Raw genomic sequence first — 23,993 nt, 5'->3', positions numbered from 1 at the left:
TCATGATAAAGAGATTACTATTTATTGCTTGTGGAATAACGTTTTTATTTTCGGGGCAGGCGCAGGAAAAGGGGATCATTAATAATGCAAAAAGTTCCTATGTGAAACTCAAGAGTATAGATATGGGCGACTGTGTTTGGACTGATGGTTTTTGGGCTGAAAGATTTGAGGTGTGTGAACACAATATGGTTCCTTATATGGGAGAATTGTTATGTGGAGACACCGGACATGCTTTAAATAATTTTAAGATTGCCGCAGGTGAAATGAAAGGCGAACACAAGGGAATGCGTTGGCACGATGGTGATTTTTATAAATTTATGGAGGCTAAGACGTATGTTTATGCTCAAAATAAGGATCCAAAACTTTTAAAGGAATTAGACGAGTACATTCGTATTATTGGAAAAGCGCAGGAAGAAGATGGATATTTGCAAACACAAATCCAATTGAATCCTAAGGTAGATCGTTACGAAAATAGGAAATATCATGAGATGTACAATACAGGACATTTATTAACAAGTGCTTGTATTCACTATAGAATTACTGGACAAAGAAACTTTTTGGATATCGCTATTAAGCATGCCGATTTGTTGTACACCATCTTTATGCCAGAGGATAAAAAGTTTGCTCGCTTTGGCTTTAATCAAACTCAAATTATGGGATTGGTTGAATTGTATCGTACCGTTGGAGATGAAAAATATTTGAGATTGGCTCAAAAATTTGTTGACAATCGAGGGAAATATAAAGTAGTAGAAACGCCTGCAACCGAAGGATATCCTATTGGAGATATGGTTCAGGAATTTACTCCTCTTCGCGAATCGAGCGAAGCTGTAGGTCATGCAGTGCTTGCTCAATATTATTATGCAGGAGCTGCCGATGTGTATGCTGAAACTGGAGAAAAGGCTATTGTTGATGCTTTGGATCGTTTATGGGAAAATATCACCGATCAGAAAATGTATGTAACTGGAGCTACAGGACAAACACATTATGGTGCATCTACCAATCGACAAATGATTGAGGAAGGCTTTATAGATTCTTATATGATGCCGAACATGACAGCTTATAATGAGACTTGTGCAAATATCTGTAATGCAATGTTTAGTAAGCGATTATTGGATATTCACGGGGAGTCGAAGTATGCCGATATTATGGAATTGGTTGAATTCAATAGTGGTTTATCAGGTATTAGTTTGGAAGGTAAAGATTATTACTATGCCAACCCATTGCGAGTAATTAATGGCACTCGTGACTACGATAAGTTGGTAACTGAATTTCCTGAGCGTCAGCCATATTTAGAGTGTTTTTGTTGTCCTCCCAATTTGGTTCGTACTGTTGCTAAACTTTCGGGTTGGGCTTATAGTAAATCAGAAAATGGAATTGCCGTGAATCTATTTGGAGGGAATAAACTTTCAACTACATTGTTGGACGGTTCTAAGCTTGAATTGTCTCAGGTGACAAATTATCCTTGGGAGGGAGTTATTAACATTACTGTTGATAAGTGTAAAAAAGATGCTTTTGATGTACTGCTTCGTATTCCAAGATGGGCTAAAGGAACATCAATTAAAGTAAACGGAGAATCGACTACTATTGATGCGAAAGAAGGACAATTTGCAAGCATTAATCGTAAATGGAAAAAAGGCGATGTGATCTCTATTGATATGCCAATGGAAATTGCTATGGTTGAGGGACATACTCGTATTGAGGAAGTACGTAATCAGGTGGCAATTAAACGTGGACCAATTGTTTACTGTATTGAATCAGCGGATCTGCCTGAAGGCACAAAAATTACTGATGTCTACTTAAGTGCTGAAAATGAAATGAAAGCGGTTTATAAAAAAGATTTGCTTGATGGAGTTACTGTAATTGAAACAGAAGTGCTTATTCGTACCAATAATAATGATGAAACTATGTATAAGAAGGTGGAAAAGCCAGAATTTACCAAGTACAAAACTCAATTGGTTCCTAATTATGCGTGGAGTAATCGTGGACAAGGTGAAATGACAGTTTTTATGCCAATAATCTGGAAATAATAAAAATTTAATAATCATATTGCGTTCAACCATTATGATTGAACGCAGTAAAATAGTTTTAATCAAAACAGGCTAGAATGAATCAGTATCTCATGCAAGTAGGAAACTATCAAGCGAGGTACTGATTTTTTTGTGAAATCAAGTTTTAGATAAAAATAATCTGATGAAGAAATTACTGTTAATCTCATTGAGTATAGTTGTGTTTAGCTCTACTTTTGCTCAAAATCGTGGAATCATTAACAATACCGAAAGTCCGAATGTGAAATTCAAGAGTATTAATATTGGCGATTGCACATGGACCGAAGGCTTTTGGGCTGATAAATTTAAAGTGTGCGAACAAACAATGGTTCCCTACATGGGCGAATTGTTGTGTGGTAATACAGGTCATGCACTTAATAATTTTAAAATTGCTGCCGGACTTAAAGAAGGTGAGCACAAAGGAATGAAATGGCACGACGGTGATTTCTACAAATGGATGGAAGCCGAAATGTATGTTTATGCCCAGAATAAGGATGAAAAAATTCTTGCGGATCTAGATTCCTACATTGCTATTATCGGAAAAGCGCAACAGCCTGATGGTTATCTGCAAACTCAGGTGACTGTTGCAGGTAGGGAGCGCTACGGAAATAGACAATATCACGAAATGTATAACAGTGGCCATTTATACACTAGTGCCTGTATTCACAATCGAATTACCGGAAAAACGAATTTTCTGGATATTGCTATTAAGCATGCCGATAATTTGTACGATACCTTTATGGTAGATAATCTTTCTGATGATCTGAAACGCTTTGGTTTTAATCAAACACAAATTATGGGTTTGGTGGAATTGTATCGTACAACCAAAAATAAAAAATACCTCGAATTAGCAGAACTTTTCATTAATATGAGAGGTGAATCAGCATCAAATCCATCTAAAGTGGCTGGTTTTAAGTTTATTGGCGACATGGTTCAGGAACGAACTCCCTTGCGGGATGAAAAAACAGCGGAAGGTCATGCTGTTTTGGCTTTGTATTTTTATGCCGGAGCTGCCGATGTTGTTGCCGAAACAGGTGAGAAAGCATTGCTGGATGCTTTGGACAGACTTTGGGATAATGTTGTAAATAAGAAAATGTACGTTACTGGCGCGTGTGGGCAAACTCATCATGGAGTTTCGTCGCATGTAGATATGGTTCACGAAGGTTTTATCAACGAATACATGATGCCAAACTTAACTGCCTACAACGAAACGTGTGCAAATATTTGCAATTCAATGTTTAGCTATCGCATGTTGGGTATTCATGGAGAATCTAAATATGCCGATATTATGGAGTTGGTACTATTTAATAGTGCTCTTTCCGGTATCAGTATCGAAGGGAAAGACTATTTCTATGCGAATCCTTTACGGGTTTGTAATCACTCGCACGATAATCCCGATGCAGCAACAGAATTTGATCAACGTATTCCCTACGTAGAATGCTTTTGCTGTCCTCCAAACCTAGTTCGTACTATAGCAAAAATATCAGGATGGGCATATAGTTTAACTAATAATGGTCTTGCAGTTAATTTATATGGTGGAAATAAACTGACCACGAATTTGTTGGATGGATCAGCTATTCAGCTTACTCAAGTTACAAAGTATCCTTGGGAAGGTGCGGTGAAAATTATAGTGGGTAAGTGTAAAAAAGATGCTTTTCAGTTAATGCTTCGCATTCCTGATTGGGCAAAAGAAAGTAAAATTTTAGTGAATGGTAAAGATGCCGAAGTAGAAGTTAAAGCAGGAACTTATGCTATTCTTGAGCGCAATTGGAAAAAGGGGGATGAAATTTTGCTAGATATGCCGATGGATGTAAAGTTGATGGAAGGCAATCCCTTAATCGAAGAGGTAAGAAATCAAGTTGCCGTTAAAAGAGGTCCTGTAGTTTATTGTGTGGAGTCGCCGGATTTGCCAAAAGAGGCTGGAATATTAGATGTTTATTTTCCTCGAACTTCAAAATTAGAAGTGAATTACAAACCTGATTTATTAGGAGGTGTTGCTACGATCAGCGCAGACGTAAAACTTCGTAAAGCGAATAGTGACGAGATGTATAGCGAAGTGAAGAATGTGAAGTGGGAAACATACAAAACACAATTGGTTCCCTACTTTTCGTGGAGCAACAGAGGGAAATCTGAAATGACAGTTTGGATGCCAATTGTTTGGGAATAGTAAAATGAAAATTGAATCTTTTAAATTAAATAAACAATGAATAATCGTTTTGTAGTTAAACTGATTAGCCTTGCTTTTCTTCTAATTGTAGGATTTGCTTGCCAATCTAAACAAGAGCCTAAAAAAAAGCTAAATATTCTTTTTTTGGCAGTAGATGATTTACGACCCGAATTGGGATGTTATGGTTCTGAGATTGCTGTAACTCCAAATTTAGATGCTTTAGCCGCTGATGGATTGTTGTTCGAGAACGCATATTGTCAGCAGGCTATTTGTAGTCCTTCACGGGCTAGTTTAATGACGGGTGCTCGCCCCGAAACTATTGGTGTAATTGAAAACTATACCGACTTTCGTGATGTAAATCCTGATATTGTAACGCTACCACAGCATTTAATGAAATTTGGTTACGAAGCGGTTTGTACTGGAAAAATTTTTCATGGGAAGTATAACGATCCAGATTCTTCATGGAGTAGATTACCTGTGACACCTAAAGTGGAACGTGTAGCTACTAAAGGTGGTTTCGCACTAAAAGAAAATCAGGAATTCTGGCAAAGCGATCGCGATAAAATGGTTGCAAAGTATGGTCCCGATGCTACAAAAAATGGCTTGGCTCAAGGTCCTGCTTACGAATGTGCCGATGTGCCTGATGAAACCTATGAAGATGGTTACAACACACTTGCTGCAATCGCAACTTTAAAAGACATGTTGGCGAAAAATCCGGATAAACCTTTCTTTTTAGGATTGGGATTAAAAAAGCCTCACTTAAATTTTGTTGCTCCTAAAAAATATTGGGATTTATACAATCGGGAAGCTATTCCATTGGCTGAATGTACCGAGGCTCCAATTAATGGAGCCACAATGGCATTGCATCCTTCTTTTGAGTTAAGAGCAAGGGCAGGTATTCCTAAATCGGGAGCCATTAGTGATTCTTTGGCAAGAACATTAAAGCACGGTTATTTGGCTTGTGTGAGTTATGCCGATGCACAACTTGGAATGATGATTAAAGCTTTGGAAGAAGCTGGTGTTCGTGAAAATACTATTATTATTCTTTGGGGCGATCATGGCTGGCATCTTGGAGATATGGGAGTTTGGGGAAAAGCAACCAATTATGAAATTTCTACTCGTGTTCCAATGATGATTACAACACCAAACATGCCAACTAAAAATAGAGGAGCTAAAACAAAGGCATTAGTCGAATTAGTGGATATGTATCCAACTCTTTGCGAACTTGCCGAAGTGCCTATTCCAGAACATTTGGAAGGACAAAGTTTTGTTCCCCTTTTAAATAATCCTGAAAAAGAGTGGAAAAAAGCTGCGTTTAGTCAGTTTCCAACTCCTGCATTAAGAGAATGGGCAGCAAATCCTCTTTCGCAGGGAATGCGCGAAACGTATTTTGGACCACTAATCGAGGAAGTAGAAGGGAAAATTATTGCGCAGCAGAAGGAAAAGTGGGATCGGAATTTATTTGAAAATTACTTAATGGGATATTCCATGCGAACCGAACAGTATCGATTTGTGGTTTGGAAAGATTATACAAAACCAGAATCGGAACCAATCTTTTTCGAATTGTTTGATCATAAAACCGATCCGCAGGAAACTATTAATATTGCTGATGAAAATCCACAATTAGTGAAAGAATTGTTGGTTCAATTCAACAGTGGTTGGAAAGGGAATCTTGCAAAGGTTCAGAAATAAAAATTAGGAACTTAAAATATCGAGGATGAGGAATATAGTGATACTGGTGTTGGCAATTGTTATGAGTTCTTGTGAACTTGAAAAACCGATTCAAACCATTTCTATAGTTAATAACTATAAAAATTGGCAGTGGGATAGTGTTTTTGTTGCCAAGAATAAATACATCAGTTTAGCTGTAGTTCCTCAAGCTGCAGGTAGAGTTTTGGAATACAATCTGGGCGATGTGCCTTCTCTTTGGCTCAACCCAGATTTGTTTGGAAAATCATTCGCTTCAAGCGAAGAGGTGAAAACTGATGAATGGCGAAATTTTGGAGGTTATCGCCTAGTACCTATACCTGTTGATAATTGTGCAATTGGTGCCGATGGCAAGAAAACGAAACGTTGGCCACCGCCCGTAACGATCGGAGATAGCCCGTATAAAGTTAAATTGTCCACCGATAAAAATGGCCATCAATCCATTGATGTGGAGTCAGGAATTCAAGAGCTTCCTGTTCCCACTTTCGATACTAAATCTCAAAAATTTATTTATCCAGAAGTAATTGATGAGCGTTTGCAATACAAACGTAGCTTGCGTATCGAAACGGCTAGTAGTTTGGTTTTTATCAAGCATACGTTAATGAATAGAGGCAATAAAACAGTGAAAAGAGGAATCATGACCACAAGTCAGCATATTTCTCGAAGCCAGCCAGAACTAGAAGATGGTGAGAATTTTAGAGCTTACATTCCTTTCGATGAGGGCTTGAAAATGCCGGATGGAGAGCAGTATCATATTAATGTGACTCCAGAATCTCGATGGAGATACGTAGATAGAAATCGAATGCCTTTGAACAAGAACAATCCTGAACATGTAAAGAAGTATTACAATCACGGAACCAACTGGAATGGGGAAGTAGCTCCAGGAATTTTCGAAATTCAATACGACTATTATTTAATGGGTGGTTTTCATATGATTTCTTCGAAGAACTGGCTTTGCTACGTGAATAGGACGAACAACACGGCATTTGTGAAAATCATGGAACCTTTTGATCCCAGTCTTGATTACGATTTTGGAGTAAATGCAGCCATTTACAATAGTGGTATGGTTACTGGTTATTTGGAAACGGAAGTTAAAACTCCAATACATACACTTTTGCCCGGAGAGAGTTTCGATTACGAAGAAATGCAGGGGGCGGCTAAAATTGTTTCTACTCCAATTTTGGATGTTAACAGAACTGGAATTATTACTAAAAAATTGAATTTCGACAGAGTCACAACAAGTTTGAATGGTGAGTATGGCGTATTTAATGAGGGTGTTGCGGTACTTCAACTGTTCGACAAGTCAGGGGAAATCGTAAAGAAAATAGAGCTGGAAAAGGTGAACCCGTTAAAAGCGTTTATTTTTAATTGCTCATTAGAGGATGAGGCTAGGTTGTCTGAATGTCAGTTGCTTATAAAGGGCGACTATGGTGAAGAATATCTGCTGGATTCATTTACTTTTTAGAAAAAAATAAATTTGTATTTATCTGGCGGTAAAGAAAAAGCCTGAAAAATCATGTGATTTTTCAGGCTTTTTTTGTGACCCGTACAGGATTCAAACCTGTGACCTTCAGAACCGGAATCTGACGTTCTATTCAGCTGAACTAACGGGCCAATTACGGGTGCAAATTTAGAAAAATATTTTGTTCTGCATCGCATCCAGTCTTATTCCTGTAAATAAATATAATTCATTGTTTTAATCTTAACTACCTAAAGCATTAAAATCCATATCCTAATAAAATCAGACTTCCTTCTTAAACACGGTAAATATTTATAAACTTTTGTTAATTTTGCGGTTCGAAAGCAAGAAATAACCATATTTTATCAATATTACCATGGAGTACAACTTTAAAGAGATAGAACAAAAGTGGCAGAAGTACTGGACTGAAAAGAAAACGTACAAAGTTGAGGTGAATTCAGAAAAACCAAAATTTTATGTACTCGATATGTTTCCATATCCTTCGGGAGCTGGTTTGCATGTGGGTCACCCACTTGGATATATCGCTTCGGATATTTATTCCCGTTATAAAACTTTAAAGGGATATAATGTGCTTCATCCAATGGGATACGATGCTTATGGTTTGCCTGCCGAGCAATATGCTATCCAAACTGGTCAGCATCCTGCTATTACAACAGAAACAAATATTGCCCGATATCGTGAGCAATTAAATAAAATAGGCTTTTCGTACGATTGGGATCGCGAAGTGAGAACTTGCCAGCCTGAGTATTATAAATGGACACAGTGGGCATTTATTCAAATGTTCAACCATTTTTTTAATAATGATATTGAAAAAGCAGAATCCATTGAATCTCTAATTTCAAAATTCGAATTAGAAGGAAATGGGAATGTAAATGCAGCCTGTTCCGAAACAGAAGTGTTTACAGCAGCGCAGTGGAAAGCTTTTTCTGATAACGAAAAACAAGCTATTCTTTTAAATTACCGTCTGGCTTATTTGGCTGATACAATGGTGAACTGGTGTCCTAAATTAGGTACTGTTTTAGCCAACGATGAGGTGAAAGATGGTCTTTCTGCACGTGGAGGATATCCTGTCGAGCAAAAGAGAATGCGTCAATGGTCATTGCGTGTTTCTGCTTATGCAAAGCGCCTTTTAGATGGTATGGAAACTTTAGAGTGGACGGATTCTTTAAAAGAGATTCAAAAAAACTGGATTGGACGATCTGTTGGTGCCGAAGTAAACTTTAATGTGAAAGGTTCCGATATCAAAATGGAAGTTTTTACCACTCGTCCCGATACTATTTTTGGTGTTACTTTTATGGTATTGGCTCCAGAGAGTGATTTGGTGAAAGAACTAACAACTCCCGAAAATCAGGATGCTATCGATGCCTATATCGAGGCAACGAATAAAAGAACTGAAAGGGAGCGATTAGCCGATGTGAAAACAATTAGTGGTGCCTTTACTGGAGCGTATGCAATAAACCCTTTTACCGGCGAGGAAATTCCTGTTTGGGTGAGCGATTACGTGCTTGCCGGATATGGAACTGGTGCAATTATGGCTGTTCCTGCTCACGATAGCAGAGATTACGCTTTTGCAAAGCATTTCAATTTACCTATTATTCAGGTGGTTTCAGGTGGTGATATTTCTGAGGAATCTTACGATGCCAAAGAAGGAAAATCGATGAACTCTGACTTTTTGAACGGATTAGATGTAAAAGATGCGATTGTAAAGGCAAACGAAGAAGTTGAAGCACGAGGATTAGGAAAGAAAAAAATCAACTATAGATTGAGAGATGCAATTTTCTCTCGTCAAAGATATTGGGGAGAACCATTCCCAGTTTATTTTAAAGATGGCATGCCACAAATGATGGATTTGGACAAGTTGCCTTTAGAATTACCTGAGATTGATAAATATTTACCTACAGAGACTGGAGAACCACCATTGGGTCGCGCAGAAAATTGGGTTACCGAAGATGGATATCCTATTGAATTGAATACCATGCCAGGTTTTGCAGGATCATCAGCATATTATTTGCGTTATATGGATCCTCGCAATAACGATACATTGGTTTCTACCGAAGCAAATGAATATTGGCAGGATGTAGATTTGTATATTGGTGGTACCGAGCATGCTACGGGTCATCTAATTTATTCTCGTTTTTGGAATAAATTCCTTTTCGATATCAACGAAGTTTGCAAAGATGAGCCTTTCAAGAAATTGATCAATCAAGGAATGATTCAAGGCCGATCAAATTTCGTTTACCGTGATAAAAAAACAAATAAATACGTTTCGCACGGATTAATCGAGAAATACGATACTACAGCAATTCATGTTGATGTAAATATCGTGAAAAATGATGTGCTTGATTTGGAAGCTTTCAAAAATTGGATGCCTGAATATAAAAATGCAGAATTTATTTTAGAGGATGGAAAATACCATTGTGGTTGGGCAGTTGAAAAAATGTCTAAATCCATGTTTAATGTGGTAAATCCAGATGTGATTGTTGAAGAATACGGAGCCGATACACTTCGTTTGTACGAAATGTTTTTAGGACCATTGGAAGCACACAAACCTTGGGATACAAATGGTATCGATGGAGTGCACAAATTCCTGAAAAAATTATGGCGATTGTTCCATAACGAAGCTGGCGAATTTGAATTAACAACTAATGAGCCTACTGCTGACGAATTAAAGGTCTTGCACAAAACCATTAAGAAAATTCAGGATGATATCGAGCGTTTTTCATTCAATACATCTGTTTCGGCTTTCATGATTTGTGTGAATGAATTGTATACTTTGAAATGTAACAATAAAGCTGTTTTGGAAGATTTATTGCTTACCCTTGCTCCATTTGCTCCACATGTATCCGAAGAGTTGTGGACCTTGTGTGGCAATACAACAAGTATTACAAAAGCAAGTTTCCCAGAATTCAACGAAAGTTTTGTTCAGGAAAACAATCATAAATATCCAGTCTCATTTAATGGTAAAATGAGGTTTATATTAGAGTTGCCTGTCGATTTAAGTAGAGATGAAATTGAAAAGGAGGTGCTTTCTTTAGAAAAATCTCAAAAATGGATCGACGGAAAAACTCCTAAAAAAATAATTATTGTTCCTAACAAGATCATTAATATAGTTGTATAAAAATTAATTAATCAAATAAGTTATAAGCTTTAAGCTTTGTTGATTATTTGACAACAAAGTTTAAAGCTATTTTTTTAATACGAGATGAAACGAGCCATCAGAAAATGTTCTTCCAGAAAAGGTTGACTATTTAGCGAGTTCCATGTGGCAACTTTAAATAATATTACACACATGAAAATAAATTATTCAGAATTAAAGTCCTTGTTCATAATTACCTTAGGTATGGCAATTTATACCTTTAGTTGGGCAGCCTTCCTAATTCCATCTGGAATAATTGGTGGAGGGGTTAGTGGTATTGGTACCTTAATCTATTTTGCAAGTGAAAAAACCATACTGGTTGGTTATTCCTATTTTATTATTAATGCCTTTTTAATATTAATAGCTTTACGAATACTAGGAAGTAAATTTGGGGTGAAAACAGTTTATGCAATTATTGTAGGTTCAATTTTACTTTCGGTACTGCCTAAGCTTATTCCAGAGCCTTTGGTAAATGAGAAATTTATGGCGGCAATTATAGGTGGCGCATTGGCAGGAGTGGGAGTTGGTATTACAATTTCTCAAGGAGGTAGTTCCGGAGGTACGGATATTATTGCAATGATAATTAATAAGTATAGAAATATTAGTCCTGGACGTATTATATTATACCTGGATATTTTTATCATCGCTTCGTCCTATATCGTGTTTCATGATGTTCCAACCATTGTATATGGTTATGTAGTGATGTCTATTACTTCTTATGCCATTGATATGGTGATTTCCGGTTCTAAACAATCGGCGCAGCTTTTTATTATTTCTACCGAGTTCGAGAAAATTGCCGATGAAATTACCGGAACAATGAATAGAGGAGTGTCGGTAATGGATGCAAAAGGTTGGTATTCAAAGGAAAATAAGAAAATCTTGATGGTCGTAGTGCGAAAACATGAAGCTCCATCCATATTCAAATTAGTGAAAGAGATTGATGGAAACGCCTTTATATCAATGGGATCGGTTATGGGAGTTTATGGTTTAGGATTTGAAGAAATAAGAGCGTAATTGTTATGGAGATAAAAAGAGCAGTGCTAAAATCAAAATTTGATTTCCAATCCTACCTTATTATTACACTAGGTTTAGTGGTTGGCTCGTTCGGTTGGACAGGTTTTATTATTCCAGCTGAAATTGTTGGTTCAGGTGTTGGTGGTATTGCTACCATGATTTTTTATATTACGGGCTTTAAAGTTGGTTATAGTGTTTTTCTCATAAATACTGTTTTTCTTCTTCTTGCTTTGCGGGTTTTAGGTTTTGGCTTTGGGGTTAAAACTATTTACGGAATTATTGTTCTTTCCTTTTTTCTTTGGCTGTTTCAGTCCTTAATAACAGAGCCTTTGGTTTCCGACCGATTTATGTGTGCCATTATTGGGGGAATATTAGCAGGTGCAAGTGCCGGTATGATTCTGTCTCGCGGAGGAAGTACCGGAGGAACCGATATTTTGGCCATGATGATTAATAAGTATAAGAATTATTCTCCAGGTCAATTATTACTTACCATTGATGTGCTTATTATCTCTTCCTCGTATTTTCTGGAGGGTTCCATAGAGCAAGTTGTTTATGGATTTGTTACTATGGGCGTAAGTGCTTATTGTGTCGATTTAATTATAGAGGGAAGTAAACAGTCGGTGCAGATTTTTATTTTTACCCGAAAGCCCGATGAAATCCGAAAAGAGGTTGTTGAAACGCTGGATCAGGGAATAACTGTTCTTAGTGGTACGGGCGGTTATAGTGGGAAAGAAGTGAAAGTGCTCATGCTCTTAGCTAAAAGAAGGGAATCGCAAAGCATTTTAAACATGATTAAATTGGTGGACCCTGATGCTTTTATATCTTTAGGAAGTGTTATGGGGGTTTATGGAAAGGGATTTGATAAGATTAAATAGCAATTCTTAAAAAAGCTTAAATCGTTGCGGATGGGGTAAAACCTATTGTTCTCCTATGAGAATAGTAATATCTTTAGGCCTCTCAAAAATAAATATCCACGATGAAAAAATTCTTGAACATTAAGTTTCTATTAATTGCAGGTGCAGTTTTGTTAGGTTTAATAGCCCTAAAATGGGTTTTAAAGGAAGAGTCAGTAAAACAAATCGAACAAGAAGAAGTGGTTATTGACACCACGGAAATAGAACAGGTGCATTTAAGATATGGATTTCCAATCGAAGAATTTACGGTGGAAACCAACAGGGTGGAACGTAATCATAGCTTATCAACCATATTAAGGCAATACGATGTTAGTTTTGGTACAATTGATAATATCGCTAAAAAAGCAAAAAAGGTGTTTAATGTACGAAGAATCAAATCGGGACATGAATACTCTGTGCTGTTTACCAAAGACAGTTTAAAAACACCCGAATATTTTATTTACGAAAATACTCCTGTAGAATATATTGTATTCGACTTGCGCGATACATTAGATGTATTTAAGGGCGAAAAGGAAATTGTTAAACATAGGAAACAAATTAAGGGCAGTATCGAATCCTCTTTGTGGAATGCCATGGTGGAATCTAATTCCGATCCATTATTGTCTGTTGAACTATCGGATATTTATGCTTGGACTATTGATTTCTTTGGTATTGGAAAGGGAGATCAATTCAATATAATTTACGAAGAATCTTATGTGGATGATAAGCCAATTCATCAACTTAAAGTGATTGCTGCAAATTTTGTGCATCATAACACCAATAATTATGCCTTTGCATTTGTCGAAGGAGATAAAGAAGGCTACTTCGATGAACAAGGGAAAAGTTTGCAAAAAGCATTTTTAAAAGCACCTTTGCGTTATTCTAGAATCAGTTCTAAATTCTCCAATAATAGATTTCATCCTGTATTAAAAAGATATCGTGCTCATCATGGTGTCGATTATGCAGCTCCAACAGGCACTCCTGTTCATACAATTGGCGATGGTGTGATCACAAAAAGAGGATATCAGGCAAATGGTGGAGGAAATTACCTTACTATTAAGCACAACAGTGTTTACTCAACCACTTATATGCACCTTTCTCGATTTGCCCCAAAGATGAATACGGGTACCAGAGTGAAGCAAGGGGAAACAATAGGATATGTTGGAGCAACCGGACTGGCAACTGGTCCTCATTTAGATTTTAGAGTATATAAAAATGGAACTCCTATTAATCCATTAAATATGAAATCGCCTCCTGTGTCGCCGGTGAAAGAGGAAAACGTGTCTAGATACAATCAGGAAATGGAAAAATTGATGCTGGAACTAAACCCGAAGGAAGCAATTACTTTAGAGTAATTGCTCAATTATTTTCGGGAAGAATTTATGTTCTAGCTGATGAATTTTTTCAGCTATATCTTCTGCAGAATCATCAGGTGAAACGCTGCATGTGGCTTGAAATACAATTTTTCCTTCGTCGTATTTCTCATTCACCATATGAATAGTAATACCGCTTTCAGTCTCTTTATTTTCGAGAACTGCTTGGTGAACCTTCATGCCATACATTCCTTTTCCACCATATTTAGGTAAAAGAGCTGGATGTATATTTACGATAGAATTAGGATATTTACGCAGTAAATTGATCGGAAGCAGTAAAAGAAATCCTGCCAAAACAATAAAATCGACCTTTTTTTCAGTTAAAAAATCAAGAATTTTATCGGTTTCGTTAAATTCTGATCGGGAAAAAACTAAAGTTGGAATATTTAAGTTACTGGCTCTGGAAAGTACATAGGCATTGGCGTTGTTGGAAAGAATTGCCGAAATTTCGAATTCGGGCTTTTTGCTGAAATACCTTGCGATATTTTCAGCATTACTCCCTGATCCAGAAGCAAATATGGCTAGTCGTTTCATGTAGTGTTTTCAAATTTAACAAAGACACACAAATATATGCAAAAGGCATTTCGCAGTGAAATAATTTCGCAGAAAAGGAAAAAGAATTACCTTTGACCGCAACTTTGTGAAATAAATTTGAATTTTTTAGAGTAAATTTATTTCTTTGCACAGTTGAAAATTAATTAGTTTAAATATTTAATCACTTAAAATTTTAAAGTTATGTCTGATATTGCATCTAGAGTAAAAGCTATCATAGTTGATAAGTTGGGTGTGGACGAAACTGAGGTAACACTTGAGGCTAGTTTCACTAACGATCTTGGAGCTGATTCATTGGATACAGTTGAGCTTATCATGGAATTCGAAAAAGAATTTAATATCGCTATTCCAGACGATCAAGCAGAAAACATTGGTACTGTAGGTGACGCTATTTCTTACATCGGAGAAAACGCTAAGTAATTATTAACCAGAACCTTTCTTATGGAATTTAGAAGAGTAGTAGTAACTGGGCTAGGAACAATTAACCCAATAGGTAATTCTGTTGCCGAATATTGGGAGAATTTGAAGAATGGAGTGAGTGGATCAGAAATGATTACCCATTTTGATGCTTCGAAGTTCAAGACACAGTTTGCTTGCGAAGTTAAAAATTTCGAGCCGAATGATCATTTCGATCGCAAGGAAGTTAGAAAACTAGATTTGTATGCGCAGTATGCCTTGGTTGCGGCTAAGCAAGCTGTTGAGGATTCAAAACTTGATCTTGAAGCGGAAGATTTAACTAAGGCTGGAGTAATTTGGGGTTCTGGTATTGGCGGAATTAAGACTTTCTTAGATGAAGTAACAGGATATGCAAACGGGGATGGAACTCCTCGTTTCTCTCCTTTTTTCATTCCTAAGATGATTTCTGATATTGCCGCCGGTCATATTTCTATGAAATATGGATTCCAAGGAATTAATTACGGTACTGTTTCTGCATGTGCATCGTCTTCACATGCAATGATTGACGCAATGAATTACATCCGCATGGGTAAAGCAAATATCTTTATCACCGGAGGTTCTGAAGCATCGATTAATGAAGCAGGCGTTGGTGGATTCAACTCTATGCAGGCAATGTCCACAAACAATGCTGAGTATAAAACTGCATCTCGTCCCTTCTGTAATACTCGTGACGGTTTCGTTATGGGTGAGGGAGGTGGCTGCTTAATTCTTGAAGAATACGAGCATGCTAAAAAACGTGGTGCTAAAATTTATGCCGAAATTGTTGGTGGCGGAATGTCTGGTGATGCCTATCACCTTACAGCAACTCATCCGGAAGGAAGAGGAGCTATTAACGCTATGAAAATGGCGCTGGAAGACGCTAATCTGAAGCCGGAAGATATTGATTATGTCAATGTTCATGGAACTTCAACACCAGTTGGAGATATTCCTGAAACAAAAGCGCTTCAGGCTGTATTTGGCGAACATGCCTACGAATTGAACATTAGTGCTACAAAATCAATGACTGGTCACTTGTTAGGAGCAGCAGGTTCTGTTGAAGCAATTGCCTGTATTTTGGCATTGAACAATCAATTAGTTCCTCCTACAATTAACTTTACTGTGGCAGATCCTAATATTGATGAAAGACTAAACCTTACATTTCATAAAGCTCAGAAGCGCGAAATTCGTGCCGCTTTGAGTAATACATTTGGGTTTGGTGGTCATAATGCTTCGGTTATTTTCAAATCATTCATTGAATAATTTGTGGTAAAGTCTATATTTCAATCCATAAAACTTTTTTTCTATCCTGAAAGGGAGTTTTATGGATTGTTTTTTGATTTGTTGGGGATTAAACCAAATAACCCGGATTTGTATGAGCTCGCTTTTATACACAAATCTGCAACGATCCAAAAAAAAGGTTTCGGTTTAAATAATGAACGTCTCGAATATCTTGGAGACGCTATTCTTGGTGCCATAATCGCAGATATTCTTTACAAGTATTTCCCGAATAAAGACGAAGGCTTTCTGACTCAAATCAGATCTAAAATTGTTAGCAGAGAATCCTTAAATAAGCTGGCAGTTAAAATTGAGCTCGATAAGCAGGTTGTTTCCAATGTAAACCTAAATAATAATAAGCATATTTACGGCGACGCATTCGAAGCTTTTATTGGTGCAATTTACCTGGATCAGGGATACGATAATACAAGACGATTTATCGAGGATAAAATTTTTAGAACTCATATTGATTTGGAAGAAGTGGTAACTGTCGAAACCAATTTTAAAAGCAAATTAATTGAGTGGGCTCAAAAAAATAAAAAGGATGTCTATTTTGATACTCACGAAGGTGGTGTCGATCATGCCTTACGCTTGCCATTGTTTACTTCAGAAGTTGAAGTGGAAGAAGTGAAAATGGGCACCGGTATGGGCACATCTAAAAAGGAGGCCCAACAAAAAGCTGCCCAAGAGGCTTTAACAAGAATCGGCGAAACCGAACTTGCTTCGTAATTCTATTACTTGTCGATCTTTAACAGTCTGGTTAAGATTTCTTCACCATTTGTTTTTCAAAAAAAATAAGGACTTTTATTGAGTGCTGATTGTATTTTTATCTAATCAGCAAATCTCATTTTTTAAAAGTTTTCTTTTCTGCGATATCTTCTTTACAAAAGTTCAAAACTTACTTGGCTACCTTATCAAAAAAATGATTCCATCGTAATTAAAGAGACTTTTGGAATTAAATGGGGATATAATTTAGTCAGTGCTATTTTTGTTTTTCCCAAAAAAGCACAAAAAAAAGGACGGTAACCACAACCGCCCTTTCATCTAACTATTAACCAAAATTTTTAATCAAGGAGATTGTTTCTTATAGATTCGCTCTCCATTGGCAAATATAGTATCAAATTATTAACTTCAAAGTCGTTTTTGTGAAAAATTATCAAAAAATGGCCAATTTTGTTTAAAATAGAATAAATCCAAATCTATAAAAGCACCTCTTATTTTTACGAACGGATAATATAATATTAGCACGCATTTAAACTTGTGTTAAAGATTGTTAAGCTGGAATAGCTACAGCTGGTTTTTTTTATATTTGTATCTATGAATCAAAAATATATTTGGCTTGTAACAATTGTACTCTGTATTTCTTTATCTGGACTAATATTGGTTCAGATAAACTTTTTTCAGACTGCTTCAAAAATCAAAGAAGAGCAGTTAGCCCTTACCGTTAGTAAGGCGTTGGATCAAGTGGTTTCTGAGCTGGAAAGAGCCGAGAAGGAGATGATTATATTGGAAGGCAATATTTCTAGTTTTAGTAATGGGAGAGCTATTAGCTCTAAAAGTTCAGGGTTTAATATTATTATACCTATGGATTTTACGCATGAAAAAGCCAGATTAAGTTTTTATTCAGAAAACAAAGAATATAGCATTGGCGAGGGATATTTAAATCCGGAAGGAATATCTGGTTTGTCTAAAATGCAGTCGCAGTTTACCAAATCTTTAGAGTCAGGAAATTCCCGGTTTGCACTAATTGCTGGGCAGTTTGGCAATTCTCAGTTGCCTTTGGGCGAGAGAATAAAAATGGATAAGTTACCACAACTTATTCAAGAAAAACTTCGGGAGAATGGAATTAAACTGAATTTCGAGTATGCGGTAAAATCAAATAATAAGTTTGAAAAAAGATCTAAAAATTATTTTCGAAATCCTTCTTTCGAAAAGTACAGTAAACAATTATTTCCCAACGACTTTTTTTCCAATTTAAATTTCTTATACATTTATTTCCCTGGACAACAAAAGTATATGCTGCAGTCGTATTCTTTGTTAGTTCCTTCGTTTATATTAACGCTTGTGCTGATTCTTTCTAGTGCATTCACCATTTTCATTATATTTCGTCAGAAAAGATTATCGAATATTAAGAACGATTTTATTAATAATATGACTCACGAGTTTAAAACTCCAATTGCAACTATCTCTTTAGCATCGCAAATGTTGAAAGATAATACGGTTACAACCACTGCATCAACAAGAGATCATATTGCTAAAATTATTAATGACGAGAGTAGAAGGCTAACCTATCAGGTCGAAAAGGTATTGCAAATGGCTGTTTTTAACGAGGTTAGAATGAAGTTAAAGTTGAAAGCAGTAAGCGTTCATAAAATAATTCAGAATTTATTACCTAACTTTACAATAAGGGTCGAAGATCGAAAAGGGAACATGTATCAGAATATTGATGCAGAGCATGATCTTGTTATGGCGGATGAAGTTCATTTAAGTAATGTAATCGCAAATTTACTCGATAATGCTATTAAGTATTGCAAGGATGCTCCCGAATTAAGTATTAGTACAAGAAATAAAAATAAGGGAATTGTGATTACAATTACCGATAATGGAATTGGAATTTCAAAAGAAGATCAGAAAATGATTTTTGAACGTTTCTTTCGAGTACATACGGGTAATGTTCACGACGTGAAAGGCTTTGGTTTGGGATTGTCATACGTTAAAAAAATAGTAGATGCCCACAACGGACAAGTTAATGTCGAAAGTGTACTGGATAAAGGATCCAAATTTGAAATATATCTTCCCTTAAAAAAATAGATACATATGGAACAAGTTAAAATTTTGTTAGCAGAGGATGATGCTAATTTAGGACTTCTGCTAAAAGAGTATTTAGTGGCAAAAGGATATAATACCACGCTTTGTGAAGATGGCGATAAAGCATACGATGAATTTTTAAAGAATCCATATGATCTATGTATTTTTGATATCATGATGCCTCATAGGGATGGTTTTACTTTAGCCAAGGATATTCGTTTAATAAACAGTGAAATACCAATTATCTTTTTAACAGCGAAATCGATGAAAGAGGATGTGCTGGAAGGATTTAAGTTGGGTGCCGATGATTATATGACAAAACCATTTAGTATGGAGGAGTTATTGGTTCGTATCGAAGCGGTTTTAAGAAGAACTTCTGGAGTGAAAAGCGAAAGTACACTGGAAGAATTTAAATTAGGACGCTTTTTGTTCGATTCTAAAAAACAATTTCTTCAGGATGGCGATACTACCATTAAGCTTACCACTAAAGAATCGGAGTTGCTAAAACTTCTTTGTAATAATGTGAATAAAGTGTTGGAGCGTAATTTGGCGCTTAGAACGATCTGGTCCGACGATAATTATTTTAATGCCAGAAGTATGGATGTGTATATTACGAAGCTTAGAAAGCATTTAAAGCCTGAGCCAGGCATTGAAATAATCAATGTTCATGGTCGAGGATATAAATTAATCATGTAATAAATGATTATATATAAGAAACGCCGGTTGTTTAACCGGCGTTTTTTGTGCTATATCTTATTCTGAAACCTTTTCTTCGGAGTCAGATTGTTCTGTTTTCTTTTCGTTTTTAGCAACTTCTTTTTCTCGTTGTATCATATCTTGATACATACTCCGCATGTATTTAATTCCAAATTGTAAAGCTTCTTTTTTGCTTTGAAAATTTGATTTTATTAATTGATGCATGCTTAATTCTTCACTCGGATCATCGGTATAATAGAAAATATCGATATTGGGTCTGTTCCCTTTCTTTTTGATTTCCATTCCGAACCAGGTTTCAAATTCCTGATCTCCTACTTTAATATGACGTACAAATTTTATCATCTTCTGATTTTTTTTCCGTTGCGAAGATACTTCATTTTTTTTTAAGGTTGGATGTTCCTGTTTGAGAAGATAAAAAAAGAGGATCTTCTTTTGAAGATCCTCGGTATTTATAAGCTAATTATTTTCAAAAAGAAGGTTGAGGAGCAATAACATCAGAAAGAATCTCATGATAGCGACCCGAGTAATTTTCGAGGCACCAATTTTTAAGTTGCTCAAAATCTGTCGGCGTTAGCCAATGAAAGGCTTTGGTTAACTCTTTGCGAAAAAGAGCGAGATCAAAACTTACATTTGCAAGTACGATTTTTGTTTGTTCAAGCATAATAATTCAAGTTTATAGTTATTAAAATAGCTCGTGCTACTAAGCTACAATTTTTCTGTTTGGTTTAAGGAATGCATTAACAAGGCTTAACATTTTTTATGTTTTCGTATGGGGTCTCTTTCTTTTTATTATTTCTTGATAAATTGAAAATTTCGGACATAAAAAAAGGAGCTGTTAAAGCTCCTCAGTTTGTTTTTTTTCTAACTCTTTAATCTTTTTTTCCTGATTGTTAAGCAATACCATCGAGATGGTAAGAAGGAACATTACTACTAACTCAATGTATATTCCGCTTCGGTCAGGGTTCGGTGCCGACGAGTTCAGAAGATTTAATATTGCAGCCACCATAATTAAAAAGGTGGACATGATCAGCAAGAGTTTTATTAGTTTCATGTGTTTTTAATTTTAGCTAATTTTTATATCTAAGCAGGTCATTTTCTGTATGTCGATATGAAAACGAGTGATGTTTTGTTTAAATAATTGGTTTCTATCCGGAGAATGAAATTACTAAAATTCAAATGAAAAAAAAATGGCTTCCCTTAGAAAGCCATTGTATTTTTATTTATCCAAAACGAAATCTGGTTTTTTTAATTCCATTCTGTTTTTTACAGGATTTGCGTAAATTTCAAGAAAAATGTGATTTAAACGTTTCAAATCACCATGGTCCGAAGTAATCTTCTTTTCCATGTGTTTTAGGAAAAGATCTTTTTCTTCGGAAGTATACTTATTTGCAAACTCATCGGTATTGTTTATTAGGTCGTAAGCAATGTAATTATCGGGCCAAAGTTTATAGTTCTTGTGAATTCGGTAATCAATTAAATCGGCAAGTGCTTTAAATTTATCTCTGCTGTCATCCATCTCTTCAATAACATCCAGCATTTCGGATATTGGTTTTCCGATTACAAAGTTAACGCGCCCTTTTTCATTCACCATTCCTTTTATCATACTTCGTAAATCATCCTTAGGGGTTTTCTTAAACCCTTCTTCTGTCTCTTTTTTATAGAGCTCTATGGATTTCATTGCATCGCATGGTTCGTACTCGTACGAAATGGCAACAGGAACAATTCGCAAACTTTTAAAGTGTTCCGAGAAAGTAACATCTCCACTCATCTGCAGCATTTTCAACAAACTTTGTTGAGTTCTGTCATCACCATCTTTAGTACGGCCTTCTCTTTGTGCAATCCAAATAGATGATTTCTTAGTGTTTAAAGCATATTGTATGTAGGATGATAATTGTTTCGAGCTGGTAAGCATCTGACGAACAGTTACATTTCTTTGTACAACAAAGCTTTTGTTTAGTTTCACTAGATCAGCTATCCATGGTTGGATGAGAAGATTACTGCCAATTGCTATTTCTGTAGTTTCAAAACCATTGTTGTGAAGCATCACGTTTAGTAAGGCAGAGTCCAAAATAATATCTCTATGATCCGAAATAAATAAGTAACTTTCTTTTGGATCCAAATTTTCCAGACCATCAATGGTTATCCCTTTGGTGGTATGGTCAATAATGTGCTGTGCTAGTCGTACAATGAAGTTGCTCTGAAATTCTTTTATTGTTTTTACTTCGCTCAAAGCTTTCACAATCATTTCTTTCGAAAATCCTGGGAATAACTGTTGAGAGAATCGAATAAAAGCTTCTTCTTTTATTAAACGTCCGATAGTTTCTACAACTTCGGAATCGTTATATGGTCGAATAGCATCAAAATCTGAGTCAGTGAACATTGCTTGGTTCTTTTTGTTTTTAAGGAAAGGCAAAAATAAGCAAATTATATGGAATGTCTAGGAGATGATGCCTGCTTTTTGTTTTAGTGGTTGTTTAATCGGGTTGGGATTCAAATATTTACATTTCTATATAGGTTCACTATATAGCTGGGTTTCGGGCGAATGACTACTAGTTAATGGGTTATAATGTCTGTCAATTAGACAGGAAATGTATTAGAATCAATTTTGGCAGAGAATTTGAGAATTTAAAACGGAAAGATGAATTAAACGAATAGGAGGAACTAAAATGGGTGGAATTTGGATTATATTTATTGCATTTACATTAGTAAGCTGGTTGGTTAGTAATCAGTTAAAGTCGCGATTTAAAAAGTACTCACAGTTACCTACGGCAAATGGCATGTCAGGAAAGGAAGTGGTGGAGCAGATGTTAAGGGATCATGGCATTAAAGGGATAAGGATTGGTTCTGTTGATGGACAGTTGTCGGATCATTACAATCCTACCGATAAAACCATTAACTTAAGTAAGGATGTATATCACGGCAGAAGTATTGCCGCAGCGGCCGTAGCGGCTCATGAAACGGGTCATGCTATTCAGCATGCAGAAGCATACATTTGGTTGCAAATGCGTTCTGCATTAGTGCCTATTGTTAGTTTTAGTTCGAAGTGGGTACAGTGGGTGCTTTTGGCTGGAATTCTTATGGTGAACTCTTTTCCTCAACTACTTTTGGTGGGAATTGTATTGTTTGCAGGTACTACCTTGTTTAGCATTATTACTTTGCCTGTAGAGGTGGATGCGAGTCGTAGAGCCTTAGTTTGGCTAAAAACATCAGGGATTACAACCTACGAAACTCAGAAAAGTGCTTATGATGCATTAAAGTGGGCAGCTTATACTTATTTTGTAGCGGCTCTTTCTTCTTTAGCAACCTTACTTTACTATGTAATGATTTACATGGGAAGAAGAGATTAGGATTACAAAATTTTAGGGAATAGGAAGGTGTTGTCCTTTTGCAAGAAGTTGATTTATCAACTGCTGTAAAAGGACTTTTTATTTTCACGAAGGGTTTGCGATAGTGCTGCACGTTTCTTTTTTTCTAAAAATTTAAATAGAAAGGAAAGAATTGGAATCCTTTTCTTATTTTTAATCTTTCAAAATAAGAAAAAGAGATATGTCTAAAATAGCAAAATACGGGTTTGTTCTTTCCTTTGTTTGGATCGGATTTTTATTGGCAATTAGTTTTATGGAAGCTTGGGTTAAGTTTCGGGCAGTATCGCTCGACTTACCTACCGGATTGGATGTGGGAGTACACGTATTTGGCGCTTTAAATATGGTGGAACGTATTTTTTCGGTCTTGCTTTTAATTTACGTGTTTATCTACTACACCGATAAAGTGGTGGTGTTTACGGGTTTGGTTATATTCACTTTTATTGTTGCTCAGTCGGGTTATCTATTGCCAGAATTGAATGAGAATGCCAAGCTAATTATTCTCGGTATGCAACCCGAGAAAAATTCTGTTCATCATTTGTATGTTCTAATGGAAGTGGTGAAATTGTTTGCTTTGTTGATTTTAGGTTTTAGACAGGTGCGAATTTTTAAGCAAGAATAGGTATATCTTAATTGTTAAGGCTTCTGTATTTTTATTATACAGAAGCAAATTTGGTGCAGTATTGCAAAGCTTCATTGTTAAAAAATAAACATTAGCCATATTGGGGATGTTTTTCTTTCCTAAAAATCTATTCTAAATAGTGACTCCCCAAATTATGCAATTTTCTTTTCAATTTTAATTATTTATTAAATTTTGCTTACGGAATTTAGGGTTTATTCCAAAAAAACAATCAATCCATAAAAATATGTTGTAGAACATGTGGGCGGAAAGGTGTCGCAATGTATGTTGTAGAGCATATATTGGGACTGATTAGTCTCCTTCGAAATATATATTTTTAACAGAAAAGTTAAAAATATAACACAAATATGTTCGTAAATGAGCTTTTAAGCCTTTTATTGTAGCTTGTT

General features: G+C 36.0%; 20 protein-coding genes and 1 tRNA gene. 15 read left to right on the top strand and 6 right to left on the bottom strand.

All coding sequences use genetic code 11. From position 1 onward, the window contains the following. The first annotated feature begins 2 nt into the window (after positions 1-2). The 4 genes from BZG02_RS17215 (at position 3) to BZG02_RS17200 (ending at position 7,384) form a co-directional block, all read left to right on the top strand. Positions 3-2,027 (top strand): glycoside hydrolase family 127 protein, encoded by a 2,025-nt coding sequence (locus BZG02_RS17215; protein WP_101262993.1) that lies wholly within the window; start codon positions 3-5, stop codon positions 2,025-2,027. 163 nt (positions 2,028-2,190) lie between these two features. Beyond that, positions 2,191-4,212, top strand: a complete 2,022-nt coding sequence (locus BZG02_RS17210; RefSeq protein ID WP_101262992.1) for a glycoside hydrolase family 127 protein — start codon at positions 2,191-2,193, stop codon at positions 4,210-4,212. 36 nt (positions 4,213-4,248) lie between these two features. Further along, on the top strand, positions 4,249-5,904 hold the full coding sequence (locus tag BZG02_RS17205; RefSeq protein ID WP_101262991.1) for a sulfatase: 1,656 nt from the start codon (positions 4,249-4,251) through the stop codon (positions 5,902-5,904). Between the two features lie 25 nt (positions 5,905-5,929). Next, on the top strand, positions 5,930-7,384 hold the full coding sequence (locus BZG02_RS17200; RefSeq protein WP_101262990.1) for a hypothetical protein: 1,455 nt from the start codon (positions 5,930-5,932) through the stop codon (positions 7,382-7,384). A 75-nt stretch (positions 7,385-7,459) separates the two neighbouring features. Here the strand turns inward: BZG02_RS17200 and BZG02_RS17195 are convergent. Further along, positions 7,460-7,533, bottom strand: a tRNA-Arg gene (locus tag BZG02_RS17195). 221 nt (positions 7,534-7,754) lie between these two features. Between BZG02_RS17195 and leuS the strand changes: the two genes are divergently transcribed. From leuS to BZG02_RS17175, 4 genes are all read left to right on the top strand, one after another. Then, a complete protein-coding gene (gene leuS, locus BZG02_RS17190; protein ID WP_101262989.1) occupies positions 7,755-10,517 on the top strand; it encodes a leucine--tRNA ligase in 2,763 nt (920 codons plus the stop codon). A gap of 171 nt (positions 10,518-10,688) precedes the next feature. Continuing rightward, the gene (locus tag BZG02_RS17185; RefSeq protein WP_101262988.1) at positions 10,689-11,549 is read left to right on the top strand and encodes a YitT family protein; all 861 of its coding nucleotides are present in this window, start codon (positions 10,689-10,691) and stop codon (positions 11,547-11,549) included. Between the two features lie 5 nt (positions 11,550-11,554). Next, a complete protein-coding gene (locus tag BZG02_RS17180; RefSeq protein ID WP_101262987.1) occupies positions 11,555-12,424 on the top strand; it encodes a YitT family protein in 870 nt (289 codons plus the stop codon). 101 nt (positions 12,425-12,525) lie between these two features. Then, positions 12,526-13,797, top strand: a complete 1,272-nt coding sequence (locus tag BZG02_RS17175) for a peptidoglycan DD-metalloendopeptidase family protein (RefSeq protein ID WP_101262986.1) — start codon at positions 12,526-12,528, stop codon at positions 13,795-13,797. Here BZG02_RS17175 and purN read toward each other — a convergent pair. Further along, positions 13,789-14,349 (bottom strand): phosphoribosylglycinamide formyltransferase, encoded by a 561-nt coding sequence (gene purN, locus BZG02_RS17170; protein WP_101262985.1) that lies wholly within the window; start codon positions 14,347-14,349, stop codon positions 13,789-13,791. The two genes, BZG02_RS17175 and purN, sit on opposite strands and share 9 nt — an antisense overlap. Before the next feature lie 201 nt (positions 14,350-14,550). Here purN and BZG02_RS17165 point away from each other — a divergent pair, with 201 nt between their 5' ends. The 5 genes from BZG02_RS17165 to rprY all read left to right on the top strand — a co-directional run bounded on the left by BZG02_RS17165 (position 14,551) and on the right by rprY (position 19,581). Continuing rightward, positions 14,551-14,787 carry an acyl carrier protein gene (locus BZG02_RS17165; RefSeq protein WP_096429419.1) on the top strand — a complete coding sequence of 79 codons (237 nt, stop codon included), beginning with the start codon at positions 14,551-14,553 and terminating at the stop codon, positions 14,785-14,787. A 21-nt stretch (positions 14,788-14,808) separates the two neighbouring features. Then, a complete protein-coding gene (fabF, locus tag BZG02_RS17160; RefSeq protein WP_101262984.1) occupies positions 14,809-16,062 on the top strand; it encodes a beta-ketoacyl-ACP synthase II in 1,254 nt (417 codons plus the stop codon). Positions 16,063-16,065: 3 nt separating this feature from the next. Beyond that, complete coding sequence (gene rnc, locus BZG02_RS17155; protein ID WP_101262983.1) at positions 16,066-16,806, top strand: ribonuclease III; 741 nt, start codon at positions 16,066-16,068, stop codon at positions 16,804-16,806. A 588-nt stretch (positions 16,807-17,394) separates the two neighbouring features. Further along, positions 17,395-18,888 carry a sensor histidine kinase gene (locus BZG02_RS17150; RefSeq protein ID WP_101262982.1) on the top strand — a complete coding sequence of 498 codons (1,494 nt, stop codon included), beginning with the start codon at positions 17,395-17,397 and terminating at the stop codon, positions 18,886-18,888. A 6-nt stretch (positions 18,889-18,894) separates the two neighbouring features. After that, positions 18,895-19,581, top strand: coding sequence for a response regulator transcription factor RprY (gene rprY / locus BZG02_RS17145; RefSeq protein WP_101262981.1), 687 nt, complete (start codon positions 18,895-18,897; stop codon positions 19,579-19,581). Between the two features lie 57 nt (positions 19,582-19,638). Here rprY and BZG02_RS17140 read toward each other — a convergent pair whose 3' ends face one another. From BZG02_RS17140 to BZG02_RS17125, 4 genes are all read right to left on the bottom strand, one after another. Continuing rightward, entirely contained in the window at positions 19,639-19,944 is a 306-nt protein-coding gene (locus tag BZG02_RS17140; protein ID WP_101262980.1) for a hypothetical protein, read from the bottom strand. A 124-nt stretch (positions 19,945-20,068) separates the two neighbouring features. Continuing rightward, complete coding sequence (locus BZG02_RS17135) at positions 20,069-20,263, bottom strand: hypothetical protein (RefSeq protein ID WP_101262979.1); 195 nt, start codon at positions 20,261-20,263, stop codon at positions 20,069-20,071. A 174-nt stretch (positions 20,264-20,437) separates the two neighbouring features. Beyond that, positions 20,438-20,653 (bottom strand): hypothetical protein, encoded by a 216-nt coding sequence (locus tag BZG02_RS17130; RefSeq protein ID WP_143470505.1) that lies wholly within the window; start codon positions 20,651-20,653, stop codon positions 20,438-20,440. Positions 20,654-20,818: 165 nt separating this feature from the next. Further along, positions 20,819-21,982, bottom strand: coding sequence for a 1-acyl-sn-glycerol-3-phosphate acyltransferase (locus BZG02_RS17125; protein WP_101262977.1), 1,164 nt, complete (start codon positions 21,980-21,982; stop codon positions 20,819-20,821). A gap of 286 nt (positions 21,983-22,268) precedes the next feature. Here BZG02_RS17125 and BZG02_RS17120 point away from each other — a divergent pair, with 286 nt between their 5' ends. Both BZG02_RS17120 and BZG02_RS17115 read left to right on the top strand, forming a co-directional pair. Then, positions 22,269-22,949: a zinc metallopeptidase gene (locus BZG02_RS17120; RefSeq protein ID WP_101262976.1), complete on the top strand. Its 681-nt coding sequence runs from the start codon at positions 22,269-22,271 to the stop codon at positions 22,947-22,949. Between the two features lie 199 nt (positions 22,950-23,148). Then, positions 23,149-23,586 carry a hypothetical protein gene (locus tag BZG02_RS17115; protein WP_101262975.1) on the top strand — a complete coding sequence of 146 codons (438 nt, stop codon included), beginning with the start codon at positions 23,149-23,151 and terminating at the stop codon, positions 23,584-23,586. Positions 23,587-23,993: the final 407 nt, after the last annotated feature.

The organism is Labilibaculum filiforme, from assembly GCF_002843315.1.
Classification (GTDB): Bacteria; Bacteroidota; Bacteroidia; order Bacteroidales; family Marinifilaceae; genus Labilibaculum; species Labilibaculum filiforme.
The sequence above is the reverse complement of the archived record's forward strand: the minus strand, read 5'-3'. Positions and strand labels throughout refer to the sequence as shown.